This window comes from Burkholderia sp. BCC0398 (assembly GCF_902833245.1).
In the GTDB taxonomy this organism is placed as follows: Bacteria; Pseudomonadota; Gammaproteobacteria; order Burkholderiales; family Burkholderiaceae; genus Burkholderia; species Burkholderia sola.
On sequence record NZ_CADFEM010000012.1, the window covers coordinates 149,593 to 165,429 of the forward strand.

At 68.4% G+C, this 15,837-nt stretch carries 13 protein-coding genes; 3 read left to right on the plus strand and 10 right to left on the minus strand.

From position 1 onward, the window contains the following. Positions 1-591 precede the first annotated feature (591 nt). The 4 genes from eutC to HWX76_RS25425 all read right to left on the minus strand — a co-directional run bounded on the left by eutC (position 592) and on the right by HWX76_RS25425 (position 5,975). On the minus strand, positions 592-1,386 hold the full coding sequence (gene eutC / locus HWX76_RS25410) for an ethanolamine ammonia-lyase subunit EutC (RefSeq protein ID WP_050015872.1): 795 nt from the start codon (positions 1,384-1,386) through the stop codon (positions 592-594). Further along, positions 1,383-2,780, minus strand: coding sequence for an ethanolamine ammonia-lyase subunit EutB (locus tag HWX76_RS25415; protein WP_124631503.1), 1,398 nt, complete (start codon positions 2,778-2,780; stop codon positions 1,383-1,385). The genes eutC and HWX76_RS25415 overlap by 4 nt, the downstream gene beginning before the upstream one ends. A 100-nt stretch (positions 2,781-2,880) precedes the next feature. Next, positions 2,881-4,293 (minus strand): ethanolamine permease, encoded by a 1,413-nt coding sequence (gene eat, locus HWX76_RS25420; RefSeq protein ID WP_050015869.1) that lies wholly within the window; start codon positions 4,291-4,293, stop codon positions 2,881-2,883. Positions 4,294-4,511: 218 nt separating this feature from the next. Continuing rightward, complete coding sequence (locus HWX76_RS25425) at positions 4,512-5,975, minus strand: mechanosensitive ion channel (protein ID WP_050015867.1); 1,464 nt, start codon at positions 5,973-5,975, stop codon at positions 4,512-4,514. Between the two features lie 275 nt (positions 5,976-6,250). Between HWX76_RS25425 and HWX76_RS25430 the strand changes: the two genes are divergently transcribed. Then, positions 6,251-7,132 carry an AraC family transcriptional regulator gene (locus HWX76_RS25430; RefSeq protein WP_176016531.1) on the plus strand — a complete coding sequence of 294 codons (882 nt, stop codon included), beginning with the start codon at positions 6,251-6,253 and terminating at the stop codon, positions 7,130-7,132. 159 nt (positions 7,133-7,291) lie between these two features. Here the strand turns inward: HWX76_RS25430 and HWX76_RS25435 are convergent, their stop codons facing one another. Both HWX76_RS25435 and HWX76_RS25440 read right to left on the minus strand, forming a co-directional pair. After that, positions 7,292-7,669, minus strand: coding sequence for a zinc ribbon domain-containing protein (locus HWX76_RS25435; RefSeq protein WP_124594443.1), 378 nt, complete (start codon positions 7,667-7,669; stop codon positions 7,292-7,294). A 10-nt stretch (positions 7,670-7,679) separates the two neighbouring features. Then, a complete protein-coding gene (locus tag HWX76_RS25440; protein ID WP_176016532.1) occupies positions 7,680-10,208 on the minus strand; it encodes a heavy metal translocating P-type ATPase in 2,529 nt (842 codons plus the stop codon). A gap of 82 nt (positions 10,209-10,290) precedes the next feature. Between HWX76_RS25440 and cadR the strand changes: the two genes are divergently transcribed. After that, complete coding sequence (cadR, locus tag HWX76_RS25445) at positions 10,291-10,722, plus strand: Cd(II)/Pb(II)-responsive transcriptional regulator (RefSeq protein WP_006477300.1); 432 nt, start codon at positions 10,291-10,293, stop codon at positions 10,720-10,722. A gap of 68 nt (positions 10,723-10,790) precedes the next feature. Next, positions 10,791-11,363: a PadR family transcriptional regulator gene (locus tag HWX76_RS25450; protein ID WP_089488028.1), complete on the plus strand. Its 573-nt coding sequence runs from the start codon at positions 10,791-10,793 to the stop codon at positions 11,361-11,363. 45 nt (positions 11,364-11,408) lie between these two features. On the opposite strand, the gene HWX76_RS25455 is transcribed toward HWX76_RS25450, so the two are convergent. The 4 genes from HWX76_RS25455 to HWX76_RS25470 form a co-directional block, all read right to left on the minus strand. Beyond that, a complete protein-coding gene (locus HWX76_RS25455) occupies positions 11,409-12,845 on the minus strand; it encodes an FAD-binding oxidoreductase (RefSeq protein ID WP_050015856.1) in 1,437 nt (478 codons plus the stop codon). A 15-nt stretch (positions 12,846-12,860) separates the two neighbouring features. Next, positions 12,861-13,649 carry an ABC transporter substrate-binding protein gene (locus HWX76_RS25460; RefSeq protein WP_050016021.1) on the minus strand — a complete coding sequence of 263 codons (789 nt, stop codon included), beginning with the start codon at positions 13,647-13,649 and terminating at the stop codon, positions 12,861-12,863. 49 nt (positions 13,650-13,698) lie between these two features. Next, a complete protein-coding gene (locus HWX76_RS25465) occupies positions 13,699-14,853 on the minus strand; it encodes a pyridoxal phosphate-dependent aminotransferase (protein ID WP_011694020.1) in 1,155 nt (384 codons plus the stop codon). 206 nt (positions 14,854-15,059) lie between these two features. Then, positions 15,060-15,728: a TetR/AcrR family transcriptional regulator gene (locus HWX76_RS25470; protein WP_050015853.1), complete on the minus strand. Its 669-nt coding sequence runs from the start codon at positions 15,726-15,728 to the stop codon at positions 15,060-15,062. Between the last annotated feature and the right edge of the window lie 109 nt (positions 15,729-15,837).

Sequence of the window (15,837 nt, forward strand, 5' to 3'; positions counted from 1 at the left end):
CGGCCGCTATCCATGGACAAACCATTGCGGAAAATCTGCAACAAATGAAATGAGGCCAACCGAATCAACCAATCCGATTCAATCGTGCGTCAATCCAACAGTCGCTTTCGCCTTGGCATCAGCCGGATGGTGCTGCTGGCCTTGGTCACGCGTGCAGCAAGTGAGCTGCTGGTGAAGGAAAGATGGGGCGGTACGTTCGACTCGTCACTCATCGGGTCTCCTTTCTCGACAAATCGGTGATGGTTGCGCCACACGAAATTTGCGCGAATGAGAAAGATGAATCAATCAGACGAATTCGAAATTCGCAATGCGAATTTTCAAGAGCGCTGACCGGCGTCAAATGCGCCAGTAGTCGCGCGCGTTCAGGGCCGATGAGCCCGGAAGCCGTGCAAAGGATCGAGGTAGTGGTTTGCCAGGTGCGCGAAACCCAATCGACGGACCGATCGAGACGGAGCGCGGCAATGCCAAGATGCGCGGCACTTGCAACGCTCGCGCCGTCCCCGCGTGCGGCAAGCAATCAACGTGTTGCGCCGAGCCGGCAGTTGTCGCCGAAGCTGCGGGTGTTGATGGACTTTCGATGCGAGTGGCTATTCAAGCAGCCCCGATCCGCTCCGCATGAGCCGGCGGCGCCAACGCGTCGCTGTCGTCCTTCAGCCCGACGCCCGTCAGCCCGAGGCGGCGCGCGTGCGTCATCAGGTAATGCAGCTTGTGCGCGGCGGCCGCGTGCGGCAGCCCTTCGGGCCGCACGTTCGAGATGCAGTTGCGCAGCGCGTCGTGACAGCCGACCTTCGGCGCCCACGTCAGGTACACGCCGAGGCTGTCCGGCGAGCTGAGCCCCGGCCGTTCGCCGATCAGCATCGCGACCACCTTCGCGCGCAGCAGCTCGCCGATCTCGTCGCCGAGCGCGACGCGCGCCTGCGTCGCGACCACCACCGGGCCGATCCGCCAGCCGTCCGCGTCGAGCCGCGGCCGCACGGCCTGCAACAGCGGCAGCGCCTGCTTCGCGGCCGCGAATGCCGACAGCCCGTCGCCGACCACGAACACGACATCCGGCGCGTCGTCGAGCGCCGCCCCGTAGCCGGCCAGCAGCCCGCGGCTGTCGTCCGACAGCTTGCGGCCGAGATCGGGCCGGCGCAGGTAGTGGTCGCGGTCGGGCGCGGCGCTCTGGACGCGCAGCGTCGGCAGCATGCCGGCCGCCTCGATCTCGCGCCGCAGCGCATCCGCGTCAAGCGGCTGGTGCACCGCGTCGCGCGCTTGCGCATGCGACAGGTTGAAGGCCAACAGCGGCGCGGTCGGCAGGCTGTTGCCCGCGCGGCCGAGCGCGATCCGCGCGTTCGTGAACGACTTCAGCTGCGCCCACGGATTCTTCTCGACGGCGTCGCTCATGCGGAAATCCCCATCCAGTCGGTCGCACCCGCGAGCAGCGGCACGCGGGCGTTTGCCGCGCGCAGCGCGCCGTGCGCGTCGGCGATCTCCATCGTCTCCAGCCATTCCTCGAATTCCGGCGCGCGGCGCAGGCCGAGCACCTCGCGTACGTAGAGCTGGTCATGGAACGACGTGCTCTGATAGTTGAGCATCACGTCGTCCGCGCCCGGAATCCCCATGATGAAGTTGATGCCGGCCGCCCCCAGCAGCGTCAGCAGCGTGTCCATGTCATCCTGGTCGGCTTCCGCGTGGTTCGTGTAGCAGATGTCGCAGCCCATCGGCACGCCGAGCAGCTTGCCGCAGAAGTGATCCTCGAGCCCCGCGCGGATGATCTGCTTGCCGTCGTACAGGTATTCGGGCCCGATGAAGCCGACCACCGTGTTCACGAGGAACGGCTCGAACTTGCGCGCGACCGCATACGCGCGTACTTCGCAGGTCTGCTGATCGACGCCGAAGTGCGCGTTCGCCGACAGCGCGCTGCCCTGGCCCGTCTCGAAATACATCAGGTTGTTGCCGACCGTGCCGCGCTTGAGCGCCAACGCGGCCTCGCGCGCCTCGCCGAGCAGCGCGAGCGAGATCCCGAAGCTCGCGTTCGCCTTCTCGGTGCCCGCGATCGACTGGAACACGAGATCGACCGGCGCGCCCTTCTCGATCGCCGCGATCGTGTTGGTCACGTGGGTAAGCACGCACGACTGCGTCGGCACGCCATAGCGCTCGCGGAAGCCGTCGATCATCGCGAGCAGCTTCACGATCGCCGCGAGGCTGTCGGTGGCCGGGTTGATGCCGATCATCGCGTCGCCGCAGCCGTACATCAGCCCGTCGAGCATCGACGCGGCGATGCCCTTCACGTCGTCGGTCGGGTGGTTCGGCTGCAGCCGCACCGACATCCGGCCGGCCAGCCCGACCGTGTTGCGAAAGCGCGTGACGACGCGGCGCTTTCTCGCGGCCGCGATCAGGTCCTGGTTGCGCATCAGCTTCGACACGGCCGCGACCATCTCGGGCGTGAGGCCGGGCGCGATCCGTTCGAGCGCCGCGCCGTCGGCCGCGGGCGACAGCAGCCAGTTGCGGAAATCGCCGACGGTGAGGTGCGAGATCTCGGCGAACGCGTGCGCGTCGTGATCGTCGATGATCAGGCGCGTGACCTCGTCGTCTTCATACGGGATCACCGCTTCGTTCAGGAACGCCTTCAGCGGTACGCCCGCGAGCGCGATCTTCGCGGCGACGCGCTCCTCCTCGCTCGCCGCCGCGACGCCGGCGAGCTGGTCGCCGGAACGCAGCGGGCTCGCCTTCGCGAGCAGCGTCTTCAGGTCCGCGAAGCGGTACGTGCGCGGACCGATCGTCTCCGTATAGGACATCGTTCGAATCTCCTTGCCAAAAGCCGACGGCGCGCCCGTTCGACGGGGCGCGCCGGATGCCGTCAGGAACGGCCTTTCACGTTCACCGTCGTCACCGTGCTCACTCCTCCAGCAGCGCGTCGCCGGGTGCGCTCGCGCGCTGCGAACGGGTCGCGAGGAAGTACGCGTAACCGACCGCGAGGAAGCCGACGAACACCAGCGCGACCAGCCCGTTGAAAACCACCATCGTCGCGAGGCAGACGAGCGCCGCCAGGATCGCGAAGGCCGGGAAGATCGGGTACAGCGGCGCGCGGAACGGCCGCGCCAGGTTCGGCTGCGAGCGGCGCAGCTTGAACAGCGACGCCATGCTGACGATATACATCACGATCGCACCGAACACCGACATCGTCACGATATTCGCGGTGAGCGTCTGCCCGCCGAACTGGATCAGCTCGTCGCTGTAGATCGCGGCAATCCCGACCACGCCGCCCGCGAGAATCGCGCGATGCGGGGTCTTGAAGCGCGGATGCACCTTGCCGAGCCATTCGGGCAGGTAGCCTTCGCGGGCCAGCGCGAAGATCTGGCGCGAATAGCCGAGGATGATCCCGTGGAACGACGCGACGAGCCCGAACAGCCCGAGCCACACGAGCATGTGCATCCAGCCGCTGTTCGCGCCGACGATGTACTTCATCGCCTGCGGCAGCGGATCGTTGATGTTCGCGAGCTTGGTCCAGTCGCCCGCGCCGCCGGCGAACACCATCACGCCGATCGCGAGCGCCACGAGGGTCAGGATCCCGGCCACGTACGCGATCGGAATCGAGCGCTTCGGGTTCTTCGCTTCCTCGGCGGCCATCGCGACGCCTTCGATCGCGAGGAAGAACCAGATCGCGAACGGAATCGCCGCGAACATCCCGTGGAACGCGCCCACGCTGAAGTGATCGGCGCCCGACCAGCCGCCCTTCGTGAAATTGCTCCACGTGAAGCCCGGCGACACGACGCCCATGAACACCAGCAGCTCGAAGATCGCGAGCAGCGTGACGACGAGCTCGAAGGTCGCCGCGATCTGCACGCCGACGATGTTCAGCGCCATGAACACGAGATACGCGCCCATCGCCGCGTGTTTCGGTTCGAGCCCCGGAAACTGCACGTGCAGGTACGCGCCGATCGCGAGCGCGATCGCGGGCGGCGCGAACACGAATTCGACCAGCGTCGCCGCGCCGGCCAGATAGCCGCCGGTCGGGCCGAACGCGCGCCGCGCATACGCGAACGGGCCGCCCGCATGCGGGATCGACGTCGTCAGCTCGGTGAAACTGAAGATGAAGGTGGTGTACATCGCCGCGACGAACAGCGCGGTGATCACGAAACCCAGCGTGCCCGCGCTCGCCCAGCCGTAGCTCCAGCCGAAGTATTCGCCGGAAATCACGAGGCCGACCGCGATGCCCCACAGTTGCCAGGTCCCGAGCGTCTGCTGCAGCGCGGGCTGGCCGGAGGACTTGGCGCCGGCGGCGGGCCGGCCATTCGACTCTGCTTTCATCGGACTCTCCTCAAAGGCGCCGGCCTGCGGGCCCGCGCGACTGAGAATCGATGCTAGAGAGTCATTAAACGACGTGTTATCGAAATTCGGCAAAGATCGCGGCTGACATTTCGCTTGCGGAAACGCTTTCGAAAACGCTCGCGGCAACGCCGGCCGCCCGCGTTGCCACGCCGCTCCGGCCCGCGCGATGCGGGCCGGAGCGGCCGTGCCGGCCGGCGTTACTGGCCGCCGCCGCGCTGATTGAACCAGCGGTCGAGCAGCTTGCCGGCCGCTTCCCGGCCGCCGAGGCCGAACGACAGCGCGACGGCCACCGCGATCGCGCCGAGCACGAGGCCGAACGCGAGCTGGACGATTTCGTTCGCGATGCCCATCGCGCGCAGCCCCATCGCGAACACGAGGCCGAGGATCGCGAATTGCGCGATCCGCGCGAACAGCACGCTGTGCTCGCGGTCGGCCTGCTCGATCACGCGGCGCGCGAGGCCCGCGAGCCACACGCCGATCACGAGGATCACGCCGCCCATCAGCACGTGGCCGCCGAATTCGATGAACAGCGTGACGACGTCGCGCACCTGCGTGAAGCCGAGCCGGTTCGCGGCCTCGACCGACGCGAACAGCATCGCGAAGAACACGATCAGCCGCGCGACCAGCACCGACGGCTGCAGGATGCCCGAGAACACGCGCTCGACGCCGAGCACGGCCGGCAGCCCGTCGACGCCGGCCGCTTCCAGCAGCTTCTGCGCGAGCGACGCGACGAAGCGCGCGAAGTAGAACGTGACGAGCACGATCACGATCGCCGCGACGATGTCCGGCACCGCGCCGAGGAACTGGTTCAGCATGTTGGTCGCGGGGATCGAGATCGCGTCGATCTTCAGTGCGTCGAGCGCGGAGATCAGCGTCGGCACGAACACGAACACATAGACGATCGTGCCGACCAGACTCGACACGCGCACCGGCGTCGGGCTGTCGATTCCTTGCGTGAGGCGGTCGGCGCCGGCGGCGACCAGCAGGTTCGTCACGAGGCCGCGCAGCACGCGCGCGACGATCCAGCCGACGAAGCCGATCACGGCGGCCGCGAAAATGTTCGGCACGATCGCGAGCAGCTTGTCGACCATCCCCTGCACCGGCGACAGCAGGCCCGACAGCGCGAACGACGCGAGGATCGCCGGCAGGAACATCAGGATCACGAGCCAGAACAGCACGTCGCCGAGATAGCCGCTCATCGGCTGCATGCCGGCGCTTTCGGACAGCGTGGCGTCGACCTTGCTCGCCTTCAGCGCGCGGTTCGCGAGGCTGCGCAGCAGCGACGCGATCAGCCACGCGATCAGCGTCAGCGCCGCGCCGCCGATCAGGTTCGGCAGGTAGTTGACGATGTGCGTGACGAGCAGCGAGAACGGATTGGAGACCGCGTACAGGTTGAGCACGTTGAAGATGCCCACCGCGGTGACGAGCAGCACGAGCCAGAACAGGCCGCCGGCGATGATGCGTTCGACGCACGCGCCCTGGCCCGTGCTGTCGGTGATCCGCTGATCGACCTTCAGCGCGCTGAGCAGCCGGAGCGCGCCGGCCCGCACCGCGACGGCGATCAGCCAGCCGATCACCAGGATGCCGATCGCGCCGGCGATCTTGGGCAGGTATCCGCCTAGTGTGGCCTGCAGCGACGTGATGAAGCTGGAAGCATCCATTTCTTCTTCTCCCGAAAACGTGGTGTGGCGATTGAACATCGACGAACGACCTGCGTAATTCGAAATGCGTGCTGCCCCGTCCAAGCAACTTACCCGAGAAAAATGACGCGTTCACCCGATTTCACCGTCTTTAACTTTAGACATAGATTTCGGAGGGGCAAGACCCCATTTCGCTGAAATCAAAAAGGGGCTGATCGTTGGGTGTCCGGCATTTCCGCAAGATTTGTCCATTCGGCCCGTGCTACCGTGGCGTCGGTTCCAGCCCGGACACGCCGATGACCCCAGCCGAAACGAAACCCGACCCGCCCGCGTGGGTGCGCTACGCGGCGAGCGTGGCGCGCGTTCACGCGTACATCAGCGCGCATCTCGACGGCCCGCTCGACCTGAACCGGCTCGCCGAAGTCGCGTGCCTGTCGCCGTATCACTGGCAGCGCGTCTACCGCGCGCTGTACGGCGAGTCGATCGTGCTGACGGTGCGGCGGATGCGGATCGTGCGGGCGTCCGAGGATCTGGTCTGCACCGCGCGGCCGCTCGACGAGATCGCGCGGCGCGCGGGCTACGGTTCGACGCACGCGTTCGCGCGGGCATTTCGCGACGCGTACGGCGTGTTGCCCGCGCAGCACCGGCGCACCGGCATCCACCGGCCGATTTATCCACTACAGCGAGGAGAGGAAGACATGTTCAAGCACGAGGTCGAGATCCGGCGGCTGCCGGAACTGCGCGGCTACGCGGTGGCGCACACCGGTGCGTATATGAAAGTGGGCGACGCGTTCGGGCGCATCGGCGCGTGGGCTGGGCAGCGCGGGCTGATCGGCCCGGGCGCGAAGATGATCGGGATTTTCTACGACGATCCGGACACGACACCCGAAGCGCAACTGCGCGCGAAAGCGTGCTGGATGCCGGCCGACGGCGCGCCGGAAGTCGCGCCCGTGCCGCCGGTCGAGCGCGCGACGATCGCGGGCGGCGAATACGCGGTGCTGCTGCATACCGGGCCGTATGCGGACCTGAAGACGGCCTACCAGTGGCTCTACGGCGACTGGCTGCGTCACTCGGGCCGCGAAGCCGCCGACGCGCCGCCGTTCGAGCTATACCTCAATACGCCGATGGATACGGCGCCGGCCGACCTGCGCACCGAAATTCACCTGCCGCTGCGCTGAGTAAAGGGTGCGTCCCGGAGCCGTGTATCCGGACGGACCGCGACGATATTGCCGGTGCGAGCATGCCGGGGATGACATCGGGCATGCCGGTGCGCCGGCCGTCGAACGAAGCGTGCCGGCCTGTGCTTATGCGTGGCCGGCGCGAAGGTGCGGATAGCGTCAAGCCGCCTGCGTTCCGCAGCCGGGACAGAACCGCGCGTCGGCCGCCAGCGCCGCGTGGCAGCGGCTGCAGGCCTTGCCGCGTTGCGCCGCGCCGCACTGCGTGCAGAAGCGTGCATCGGCTGCGTTGAGTGCGCCGCAGCCCGCGCACGCGAGCTGGCTCAGCGGCAGATTGCCGCCCTGGCCACCGCTGCCCGCGTCGGCCGGCGCCTGCCAGCCCCAGCCGTGGCGATCGCGGCCGCGCGCATCGTGGCCGCCGTGCCCGCCCTGACGCAGGCCACCGTGACGCCCGCCGCCGTGGCCCCCGTTTCCGCTATTGCTGTGCCCGCTGCCATGACCACCGCCGTGGCCGCCGAGAATCCGTTTCAGGAAGCTCATCGCCCGCTCCTCAACGCTTGGCCGGGACGTCGCCGAACGCCCAGGACGACGACAGCAGCCGCAAACCGTTGGCCACGACGATCAGGCTCGCGCCCGCGTCGGCGAAGACCGCCATCCACATCGTGCCGAGCCCCGCGACCGTGAGGCCGAGGAACACGACCTTCACGCCGAGCGCGAAGCCGATGTTCTGCACCAGCACGCGGTGCGTCGCGCGCGACAGCCGCACGAACGCGGGAATCTTGCGCAGGTCGTCGTCCATCAGCGCGACGTCGGCCGTCTCGATCGCCGTGTCGGTACCCATCGCGCCCATCGCGAAGCCGATGTCGGCGCGCGCGAGCGCCGGCGCATCGTTGATCCCGTCGCCGACCATCCCGACCGCGCCCGCGCCGCCCGCCGACAGTTCCTCGACCGCCGCGAGCTTGTCTTCCGGCAACTGGTTGCCGCGCGCATCGTCGATGCCGGCCTGCCGCGCGATCGCCTGCGCGGTATGCGGGTTGTCGCCCGTCAGCATCGCGGTGCGGATGCCGAGCGCATGCAGATCGGCGATCGCATCGCGGCTCGTGTCCTTGATCGTGTCGGCCACCGCGAAGATGCCGAGCACGCGCGTGGCGTCGACCAGCACGACGACGCTCTTGCCCTGCCGCTCCAGCGCGTCGAGCTTCGCCTCGAGCGCCGCCGAGCAGCGCTCCAGTTCCTCGACGAGCCGGTGATTGCCGAGCCAGTAGCGCGTGCCGTCGATCGTGCCGCACACGCCGCGCCCGACGATCGCTTCGAAGTCCTGCACGTCGGCGAATGCGGTCGTGCCGGCGTCGCGGGCCGCGGCCGCAATCGCCTGCGACACCGGGTGATCGGAGCGCGCCGCGAGGCTCGCGCCGAGATGCCGCACGCGCGCCGCATCGGCACCGTCCGCATGCACGTCGAAGTCGGTCTGCACCGGCTTGCCGTGCGTGATCGTGCCGGTCTTGTCGAGTGCGAGCCACGCGAGCTTGCGCCCTTCTTCCAGATAGACGCCGCCCTTCACGAGAATCCCGCGCCGCGCCGCGGCCGCGAGCCCCGACACGATCGTCACCGGCGTCGAGATCACCAGCGCGCACGGGCACGCGATCACGAGCAGCACGAGCGCGCGGTAGATCCAGTCGTGCCACGCGCCGCCCATCACGAGCGGCGGCGCCACCGCGACCAGCAGCGCGACCGCGAACACGATCGGCGTGTAGACGCGCGCGAACTGGTCGACGAAGCGCTGGGTCGGCGCCTTCGCGCCCTGCGCTTCCTCGACCGCGTGGATGATCCGCGCGAGCGTCGAGTTGGCCGCGACGGCCGTCACGCGGTAGTCGAACGAACCCGATTCGTTGATCGTGCCCGCGTACACGGCGTCGCCGCTCGCCTTTTCGACAGGCAGGCTCTCGCCGGTGATCGGCGCCTGGTTGACCGTCGAGCGGCCGGCGACGACCTCGCCGTCCAGCCCGATCCGCTCGCCCGGCTTCACGCGCACGACCGCGCCCAGCGCGACCTGTGCGGCTTCGATCGTGCGCCACGCGCCGTCGGCCTGCTGCACGGTCGCGGTGTCCGGCGCGAGCTGCATCAGCCCCTGGATCGCATTGCGCGCGCGGTCGAGCGACTTCGCCTCGATCAGCTCGGCGATCGTGAACAGCACCATCACCATCGCGGCTTCCGGCCACTGGCCGATCGCCATCGCGCCCGTCACCGCGATGCTCATCAGCGCGTTGATGTTCAGGTTGCCGTTGCGGATCGCGATCCAGCCTTTCTTGTACGTGGTGAGCCCGCACGCGAGCACCGCGGCGAGCGCGAGCGCCGCCGACAGCCACACCGGCAGCCCGGCCCAGGTCGCGCCTTCGGATGCGATCGCGGCGACGCCGGCGAGCGCGAGCGGCCACCACGGTTTGGCGGGCGGCGGCGCGGTGGGCGCTGCCGGTGCATCGGCCGACGCGGCTTCCGGCGTCATCCCGAGCGAGCGGATCGCGCTTTCGAGCGCCGGTTGCGCGCCGGGCACGTGCTCGACGGTCAGCATCCGCTGCATCAGGTTGAATTCGAGCGCCGATACCTGCTGCATGCCGCCGAGCTTTTTGCGGATCAGCGTTTCCTCGGTCGGGCAGTCCATCTGCATGATCCGGAACGCGGAGCGCACGTGACCCGACGCGGTCGCCTGCGCGACCGGCAGCGGCGCGAGCGTCAGCGCGGCAGGCGCGCAGCAGTCGCCGGCCGCGTGGTCGTGGTCGTGGTCGTGGTCGTGGTCGTGGTCGCGACCGGCATGGTCATGCGCGGCGTGGTCGTGCGAGCACGACGCGCCATGCCGATGCGTATCCGTGTGAGCCTCGTCGTGATCGTGGTCATGGCCCGCATCGCCATGCGCGGCGTGGCCGTGGCCGTGATCGTGGTCATGGCCGTGCGCGCGCTCGCCGGCCGCCGGCGCCGCATCGGCAACGGTCGCCGTCTGCGTGTCGCGCGCATCGGCGCAACACGTATCGGCGCCGCCGGCATGACGGTGTCGTGGGTCGTGGGGACGCTGGGCGTCGGTCATGACAACCTCCTTTCGTGGCTTGACGGTGTAGAGTTAACACCCTGAAGCCACTACAAGGTCAACCCTTACACGGGAGAAAGGCATGAAGATTGGCGAACTGGCCAAAGCGGCCCGCTGCACGCCCGAGACGATCCGTTTCTACGAGAAAGAGGGGCTGATGCCAGATGCGGAGCGCACCGATTCGAACTACCGCAACTACACCGACGTGCACGTCGAACGGCTGCGCTTCATCCGCAACTGCCGCGCGCTCGACATGGCGCACGACGAAATCCGCGCGCTGCTGCGGCTCACCGACACGCCGGCCGACCGCTGCGATTCGATCAATTCGCTGCTCGACGATCACATCGGACACGTCGACGCGCGCCTCGCGGAACTCACGCATCTGCGCGACCAGCTCACCGAACTGCGCCGCCAGTGCGTCGGCGAGCACTCAGTCGAGGATTGCGGCATCGTGCACGGTCTCGCGACGATGGAAACCGTCGCGCCGGCCGCGAAGCGCTCGCATCTCGGCTGAAACCCTTGTCAAACAAGATAGTCTGGTAGAGAATAGTTATATTATAACTAGATATATATTTACTATTCATATCTATGATTCGTCCGTCCCCGCTCGCGCTGGCCGTCCTCGCGACGCTCACCGAAACGCCGATGCATCCGTACGGGATGCTGCAGCAACTGAAGGCCCGCGGCTACGACGAAGTCGTCAACGTGCGGCAGCGCACGAGCCTGTACCAGACGATCGACCGGCTGCTGCGCGACGGGCTGATCGTCGTGCACGACACCGAGCGTGACGGCGCGTTTCCGGAGCGCACGCTGTATGCGCTGACCGAAGCCGGGCACACGGCCGGGCAGGCGTGGCTGCATGCGCTGCTCGCGGAGCCCGCGCGTGAATTTCCGGCGTTCGGCGCCGGCCTCGCGTTCCTGCCGCTGCTCGATGCGGAAGATGCGCGCCACCAGCTCGAGCTGCGCATCGCGCGTCTCGACGCCGAACGCGAGCGGCTGGAGGCGCTGCGCGCCACCGCGCAGGCCGACCAGGTGCCGCGCCTGTTCCTGTTGCAGAACGAATATGCGCTCGTGCTGCTCAATGCGGAGCTCGAGTGGGCGCGCAGCGTCGTCGAACACCTGAAGATCGGCGCGCTGCGCTGGGTGGACGGCTGATGCGTCGCGCCGGCCGTTTTCCGTGAGGAACGGGCGTCGGCAGCGTCAAAGCACCTTGCCGGGATTCAGGATCCCAAGCGGGTCCAGCGCGGCCTTCAGGCGTCGCATCAATCCGATTTCCGCGTCGCTGCGTGTGTGCGCCAGATAAGGACGTTTGAGCACGCCAATCCCGTGCTCGGCCGACACCGAGCCGCCCATGTCGCGCACCACCGCATACACGCAGCAATCGAGCGCATCGGCATCCGTGTCGGTCATCTCGGCCAGCGACACGCCGATATGCACGTTGCCGTCGCCGACATGGCCGAAGAACAGGCACGTGAGCGCCGGCCAGCGCGCCCGCAACGCCGCCCCGCAGCGTTCGGCGAACGCGCCGAGTTCGCCCGTCGGCAGACTCACGTCGAAGTTGACGAGATGGGGCAGCGCATCGATCGCAAGCCCTTCGCGCAGCGTCCACAGGTCGCGCGCCTGCCGCTCGGAAGTCGCGAGCACCGCATCGTCGATGAGCCCTGCATCGAGCCCCGCAGCCAGCCCCGTTTCGAGCGCATGGTGCGCATCGCCGCCCGGCGCGCTCGTCGCGCATTCGATCAACACCACGAAACCGCCGTCGCCGACGAATGGCGCCGACACACCGGGCGTATGGCGCGCGACGTAGTCGTAGAACGCCGGCCACATCGCCTCGAAACTGACGACTTCCGGCAGCGTGCGCACGCGGTTCCACAGCGCGACCACCGCCTCGTAGTCGCGCACGCGGCAGAGCGCCGTGGCCGGCGCCGCCAGCAACGGATGCAGCCGCAGCACCGCGCGCGTGACGACGCCGAGCGTCCCTTCGCTGCCGATGAAGAGCTGCTTCAGGTCGTAGCCCGCGTTGTTCTTCAGCATCCGGTTCATCGACGACACGACCGTGCCATCCGCGAGCACCGCCTCGAGCCCGAGCACCTGCTCGCGCATCATCCCGTAGCGGATCGCGCGCGTGCCGCCCGCATTGGTCGCGAGCATGCCGCCGATCTGGCACGAGCCGCGCGCGCCGAGATCGACGCCGAACGTGAAGCCCGCCGCGTGCGCGGCGTCCTGCACCGTCTGCAGCGGCGTGCCCGCGCGCACGGTGATCGTGCCGGCCGCCGCGTCGAGCGCGTCGATGCCCGCGAAGCGCTCCATCGACAGCACGACCTCGCCGCCCAGCGCGACCGCGCCGCGCGCGAGCCCCGTCAGCCCGCCTTGCGGCACGACCGGCTGGCCGAGCCGCGTGCATAACGCGAGCGTCCTCGACACGTCGTCGACGCTACGCGGGCGCACCAGCGCGCGCGGCCGCACGCCGGCCGGCTCGTTGTACGCGGTGAAGTAACGCGGCTCGATGTCGGCCGCACGCGTGACGAGCGCATCGCCCAGTTCGTCGGCGAGCACGGCAGCGACGGCATCGTCCGGCAGCGGCAGCGGCGTGCCGCCCGGTTCGCTGCCCGCGGCGCTCGGGTTCGGAGTCGGCATCGCGCGCGCCCCCGCTTACTTCGTCGAGATGTCGATATCGCCGAAATACTTCAGGCCGAGCGACTTCACCGTGCCGTCCGCCTTCAGCTTGTCGATCGCCGCGTCGAGCTTCGCCTTCAGCGCGTCGTCGCCCTTGCGCAGGCCGAACGCGATGCCGCTGCCGAGAATCTTGTCGTCGTGCACCGGCTGCCCGACGAACGAGAAGCCCTTGCCGTCCGGGCGCGACAGGAAACCGCGCTGGCCGGACGGCGCGAGCACGAGCGTCGCGTCGAGGCGGCCGGCGACCAGATCCGCATACGCCTGGTTCTGGTCCTGGTACGCGACGACCGCGACGCCGGCCGGCTCCCAGTGCGCCTTCGCGAAGGTTTCCTGGATCGACGCCTGCAGCACGCCCACGCGCTTGCCCTTCAGCGATTCGGGCGTCGGCAGCAGCCCGCTGCCGGTGCGCGCGATCAGCTGGGTCGGCACGCGATAGATGATCGTCGTGAAGTCGATCGCCTGGCGCCGCTGCTCGGTCGCGTTCATCGCCGAGTTGATCGCGTCGAACTTGCGGCCCTTCAGCGCCGGAATCAGCCCGTCGAACGAGGTCTCGACCCATTTGCACGACAGCTTCGCCGTCTGGCAGACGGCATTGCCGACGTCGATGTCGAAGCCCTGCAGGTCGCCGTTCGGCGCCTTCGATTCGAACGGCGGGTATTGCGCTTCGAGGCCGAAGCGCAGCGTCGGCGCATCGGCGAGCGCCGTGCCGGAGCCGATGGCGCACGCGAGTGCGAATGCGAGTTTCAGGGTTGCCGTGTGCTTCATCGTGATCTCCAAGTGTCCGGTCGATGCGACGTCTCCGCCGCCGGTTGTCCTACAGCGAACGCAGCCGCCGCGCGCCTTCGACGAGCGTCGCGTCGTCCTTCGAAAAACTGAGCCGGATCACGCCGGCGTCGGTGCCGTCGGTATAGAACGCCGACAGCGGAATCGTCGCGACGCGCGCGTCGCGGATCAGGCGCAGCACGAAATCGCTGTCGCTTTCATCCGAGAAGTGGCGAAAGCGCGCGAGCATGAAGAACGAGCCTTCGCTCGGCAGCAGCTCGAAACGCGAATCGGCCAGCTCGCGCGCGAGCAGGTCGCGCTTGGCCTGGTAGAACGCCGAGAGGCCGAGATAGCTGTCCGGCCGCGCGAGGATCTCCGCGAACGCGACCTGCATCGGCGTATCGGCCGAGAACACCATGAACTGGTGCACCTTGCGGATCTCGTCCATCAGTTCGGCCGGCGCGAGGCAATGGCCGACCCGCCAGCCGGTCACGTGGAACGACTTGCCGAACGACGACACGATCACGCTGCGCTCGGCCAGCTCGCGGTGGCGCGCGACGCTCTGGTGCTGCGCGCCGTCGAACACGACGTGCTCGTAGACTTCGTCGGACAGCACCACGATCCCCGTGTCGCGCGTGAGCTGCGCGAGCCGCTCGAGATCGTCGGCGGAGAACACCGTCGCGGTCGGGTTGTGCGGCGTGTTGACGATGATCATCCGCGTGCGCGGCGTGATGGCCGCGGCCACCTCGTCCCAGTTCACGCGGAAATGCTCGGGCGACAGCTTGATCGCGACCGGCGTCGCGCCTTGCAGCCGCACGATCGGCGCATAGCTGTCGAACGACGGCTCGAAATAGATCACCTCGTCGCCCGGATGCACGAGCGCGCTGATCGCCGCGTACAGCCCCTCGCTCGCGCTCGCGATCACCGTGATCTCGGTCGCCGGATCGTAGCGCGCGCCGTACAGCGCCTCGGTCTTCTCGGCGAGCCGCTCGCGCAGCGCGATCACGCCGGCCATCGGCGCATACTGGTTGTGACCGTCGCGCATCGCGCGCGCGACGCCTTCGACGAGCGCCGGATCGGGCGCGAAATTCGGCGCGCCCTGCGACAGGTTCAATGCGTCGTGTTGAGCAGCCAGTTGGCCGATCACCGTGAAGATCGTCGTCCCGACGTCGGGCAGTTTCGAACGGGGCGCGGTGGCGCTTCGCATGACTCCTCCTCCTGATGTCCTTCGGGCGGGCCGCGCCGTGCGCGACCTGCATCTGCCGCATGATTTAGCCCGAACCAATATCGGCGGACAATCGAAAGTTCGTCATGGAGGCCATGCATTTTTCTCATGGTTCGCCGGGAGAAGAGCTTGGCGGCAAGGCGGGTCTGCGCGCCTGATATGCGAATCAGGCATTTCCCCCGGGAAGGCTACGCGTCCGCGGCCGCGAGATACGCGAGCAGCACGGCTCGCAGTTCGCGGCGCTGCGCGGCGAAATCGAGCGCGGGCCCGAGCGTCAGCAGCGCCTGCGACAGGCCGCCGTAGCAGATCGTATGGGCCATCCGCGCGAGCCCGTCGAGCCGCGCGGCGGGCGGCGGATCGGCCGCGTGGGCCAGCGCGTCGCGCCACAGCGCGACATAGGCGTCGTAATGCCGGCGATAGGCGGTCAGCGGCGACACCTGCCGCTCCAGCGCGAACAGCGCGCCCCACAGCGCCGCGTCGGCGGCGATCGTATCGACCTGGAGATCGACCAGCGCGACGGCGAGCTCGGCCCGCGGCGCACCGCGCAGCCGCTGCACCGCGTCGCGCAGCCGGTCGGCCAGCGCCAGCACGCGGCGATGAATACAGAGCGCCGCGAGGCTCTGCTTGTCGCCGAAATATTCGTAGAAGGTGCCGATGCTGACACCCGCGACGGCCGCGATCTCGCGGATCGTCGCCTTCGCGTAGCCGCGTTCGAGCAAAAGCTGAACGAACGCCTGTTGCAGCGCGTCGGAGCTCGCCTGCGCGCGCGACTGGCGCGGCCGGCGACGCAACGCGGGCGCGGGTTGCGCCGTCGGCGAGCCGGGCGGCGCCGGAACCTGAACATGTCGCGGCGGCATATTTGCTACTCTGAATTCAGCAGGGAATACGTTTTACCGGCAGCCGGAACCCGCGCCGAAGCGCGTTGCGCGCGGCACGACGCCGGCTGACCGTGAAGCATAAGACCGG

Bases quoted from the DNA above. Each gene is read 5' to 3' on its own strand.
- HWX76_RS25440 (WP_176016532.1), bottom strand. From the start codon at position 10,208: ATGACCGACGCCCAGCGTCCCCACGACCCACGACACCGTCATGCCGGC.
- HWX76_RS25470 (WP_050015853.1), bottom strand. From the start codon at position 15,728: ATGCCGCCGCGACATGTTCAGGTTCCGGCGCCGCCCGGCTCGCCGACG.
- HWX76_RS25435 (WP_124594443.1), bottom strand. From the start codon at position 7,669: ATGAGCTTCCTGAAACGGATTCTCGGCGGCCACGGCGGTGGTCATGGC.
- eat (WP_050015869.1), bottom strand. From the start codon at position 4,293: ATGAAAGCAGAGTCGAATGGCCGGCCCGCCGCCGGCGCCAAGTCCTCC.
- HWX76_RS25455 (WP_050015856.1), bottom strand. From the start codon at position 12,845: ATGCCGACTCCGAACCCGAGCGCCGCGGGCAGCGAACCGGGCGGCACG.
- HWX76_RS25415 (WP_124631503.1), bottom strand. From the start codon at position 2,780: ATGTCCTATACGGAGACGATCGGTCCGCGCACGTACCGCTTCGCGGAC.
- HWX76_RS25430 (WP_176016531.1), top strand. From the start codon at position 6,251: ATGACCCCAGCCGAAACGAAACCCGACCCGCCCGCGTGGGTGCGCTAC.
- HWX76_RS25465 (WP_011694020.1), bottom strand. From the start codon at position 14,853: ATGCGAAGCGCCACCGCGCCCCGTTCGAAACTGCCCGACGTCGGGACG.
- HWX76_RS25425 (WP_050015867.1), bottom strand. From the start codon at position 5,975: ATGGATGCTTCCAGCTTCATCACGTCGCTGCAGGCCACACTAGGCGGA.
- cadR (WP_006477300.1), top strand. From the start codon at position 10,291: ATGAAGATTGGCGAACTGGCCAAAGCGGCCCGCTGCACGCCCGAGACG.
- eutC (WP_050015872.1), bottom strand. From the start codon at position 1,386: ATGAGCGACGCCGTCGAGAAGAATCCGTGGGCGCAGCTGAAGTCGTTC.
- HWX76_RS25460 (WP_050016021.1), bottom strand. From the start codon at position 13,649: ATGAAGCACACGGCAACCCTGAAACTCGCATTCGCACTCGCGTGCGCC.